This window comes from Clostridium sp. D53t1_180928_C8, from assembly GCF_015667795.1.
GTDB lineage: Bacteria > Bacillota > Clostridia > Clostridiales > Clostridiaceae > Clostridium.
Window position 1 is genome coordinate 1 of the sequence record NZ_JADPEL010000105.1, and the last position, 2987, is coordinate 2987.

The window sequence follows — 2987 nt, forward strand, 5'->3', positions numbered from 1 at the left end:
AATTTAAATAATATAAAAATAAATTTAAATATATTATAACATAAATAAATGGAATAAAATAGAAGAAAAGGGTATTATATAAAATAAGTTGAATTATAAGAGAAAGTAATATAAAATTTATAAAATAATAATTAAGGATTAGGTGGAGGTAAGGTAATGGAAAAGTTATATTATGAAGATCAATATTTGAAAGAATTTATAGCCGAAGTAACAGAGGTAATAGAAAAAAATAATTTATATTATGTAGGTTTAGATAAAACAGCATTCTTCCCAGGGGGAGGAGGACAACATGGAGATTTAGGATATATAGATAATCATAGAGTAATTGATGTTATTGAAGAAAATGGGCAAATATATCATGTTACAGAAAAAAGGCCAATAAAAATACATAGAGTAAATTGTAAAATAGATTGGGATAGAAGATTAGATGGGATGCAGCAGCATTTAGGACAGCATGTACTTTCAGGATGCTTTTTTACCTTATTCAATGCTAATACAGTCAGTGTACATGTAGGAAAGGATATCAGTACAGTAGACATTCAGGGATACTTAGATGAAGAAACTATTAGAAAAGCAGAAAAAATGGCAAATGAAATAATACAAGAAAATATAAAAGTTGAATTTTTAACACCATCTAAAAAAGAATTGAAAAAACTAAATTTAAGAAGAGATTTACCTAATACAGATGAACAAATAAGAATAGTAAAAATAGGGGATTTAGATATTAATGCATGTTGTGGAGTACATCCTAGTAGAACATTAGATATTCAAGCTATAAAAATTAAAAAATGGGAAAAACATAAGGGTGCTACCAGAATAGAATATTTAGCAGGAAAAAGAGCTATAAATGATTATTTTAATAAAGATGAGTTTAGAAATAAAATTTGTAGATTTTTAAATTGTGGTGAGGATGATGCAATAAATGCAATTAATAATCTTTCAAGTGAATTAAAAAGCGCTTTAAGTGAGAATAGAGAGATTAAAGTAGAAATTGGAGAATATCAAATTAAAGATATGATAAAAGAGGCAAAATCTATTGGTGATATACATGTAGTATCAAAGATATATAATGGAGGAGATTTAAAATACATTTCTAAGATTGCAGAAAAAATATCATTAAATGATAATATGATTGTATTATTTGCGGTGAAATTTGAAGATAAAGCAAATTTAATATTTTCATCATCTAAGAATATAAGGAGTGTATCTATGAATGATTTATTAAAAGATGCAATAACTTTAATTGATGGTAGAGGCGGTGGAAGTAAGTTTATGGCACAAGGCGGAGGTAAAAATTGTAGTAATCTTCAAGGGGCTATGGACTATGCTTTACGTAAGATAAGTTTAATATAATGTAATTGGGGAAAGTATAAACATAAATATTTGAAAAAGTTAAATCTGTCATTAAAAGAATAGCAATTATTTTTAAGATTCATATAATGAATTATAAAAATATTCAAAGGAGATATAATTATGGACAGAAGATTTTTTGAAAATGATAATATAGAAGACTTAACTAAAAATGAAGGTCCAGAAAATTTTCAAAAAATAGATGAGGAAGAAGAAGTCCTAAAGGAAAATTATATATGGAGTGATCAAGAGAATGAATTTTCACCAGCTGAAATTTTAGATAAAAATGATGGATATCCTATTGTAGAACAAGAGGAAAGCTTTAAGGAAGATATTCAAGGAGATATTTCAGAAGATATACAAGTAACAGATGATATTGAAATAGTAGAAAATATTGAAGTAACAGATGAGATTGAAACAGTAGATAATATTGAAGTAACAGATGAGATTGAAACAACAGAAGAAGAGACAATAATAGAAATTAAATATGAAAGTGAAAATGAGTATTCAGATTTTGAAAACAATACAGATCCAGACTGTGATTCAGAGTGTGATTATGACTGTAATTATGGTTATTCCGAGTCAGAAGAAGACACAAATTCACAATATAATTGTGAATTTAGTTATAGTTACTCTGATCCTGATAAAAAATATAGCTCAGAGGAACCTTCAAGTAGTGAAGGTAATGAGAGCAGTACATTAGAAGAAAAACAATTATATAGAGAATACAAGAGATATTATTTAAGAGGTAGAAAAGATGGGTATAATGATGGATATGAGGATGGAGCAAGAGATGCTATAAAAGCAGCATATAGAGCTGGGTATAAATGTGGTTTGAGAGCTGCAAGGTATAGAAATTAATATTAGTTATATGTAAAACAGTAATTACTTTTGTAATTACTGTTTTTGTTTTTTAATAAAGCTTATATATATAGTTAGAATAAATAATGGGAATATAGGAAAAATAAAAAAGAGCATAATAGAATTAATTTTGTCTGTAGTATTAGCTAGGAGGATAAATTTTATGAAAGTAAACTTTTTATCATTACTATATTTATTATTAATAACTTTTTTTATAGGTTGTACTGATATAAACAATAAAGTAAATAATAACTCAACTACAAGCGAAATAGAAAATAAAGAAGAAGTTGATAAGTTTCAGGAATCTTTAATAGTTACAAATGAAGATGAGTTGGCTATAGCATTAAAAGAAGATTATAGTATAACTATTAAAAATGACATTAATTCTAGCAATGAACTTATAATTGAAGGTGATTTTTCAAAAACAGATACAACAGAGGGAAATAAAGTTACTCATGTAGGACGTAAATTGAATTTATTTCATATAGAGAGTGATAATAATACTATTAATAATTATACTTTAAGTGTTTCTAAGTTAGTTATAAAAAGCAATGATACAACTATAAAAGGGGGAAAGATTAAAGGTGATATATATGTTGAGGCTAAAGGGGTAATATTAGATGATACAAAGCTTCAAGGAAATATTTATTTTAAAGATGAAAAATTAAAAGAGACTTTTAAATTAAAAAATACAGCTACTGTATCTGGAAATATAAAGGTTCAATAGAGTGTAATAAAGGTTAGCAAAAGCTAACTTTTATTTTATATGATGATAT

3 protein-coding genes are annotated in these 2987 nt (G+C 26.0%); all 3 read left to right on the forward strand.

Going from position 1 to position 2987, the window contains the following annotated elements:
• Nucleotides 1-156: 156 nt before the first annotated feature.
• The 3 genes from I4V51_RS20590 (at nt 157) to I4V51_RS20600 (ending at nt 2938) form a co-directional block, all read left to right on the forward strand.
• The gene (locus I4V51_RS20590; RefSeq protein WP_195990309.1) at nt 157-1353 is read left to right on the forward strand and encodes a DHHA1 domain-containing protein; all 1197 of its coding nucleotides are present in this window, start codon (nt 157-159) and stop codon (nt 1351-1353) included.
• Nucleotides 1354-1473: 120 nt separating this feature from the next.
• Nucleotides 1474-2211: a hypothetical protein gene (locus I4V51_RS20595; RefSeq protein WP_195990310.1), complete on the forward strand. Its 738-nt coding sequence runs from the start codon at nt 1474-1476 to the stop codon at nt 2209-2211.
• 163 nt (nt 2212-2374) lie between these two features.
• Nucleotides 2375-2938: a hypothetical protein gene (locus I4V51_RS20600; RefSeq protein ID WP_195990311.1), complete on the forward strand. Its 564-nt coding sequence runs from the start codon at nt 2375-2377 to the stop codon at nt 2936-2938.
• The last annotated feature ends 49 nt before the right edge of the window (nt 2939-2987 follow it).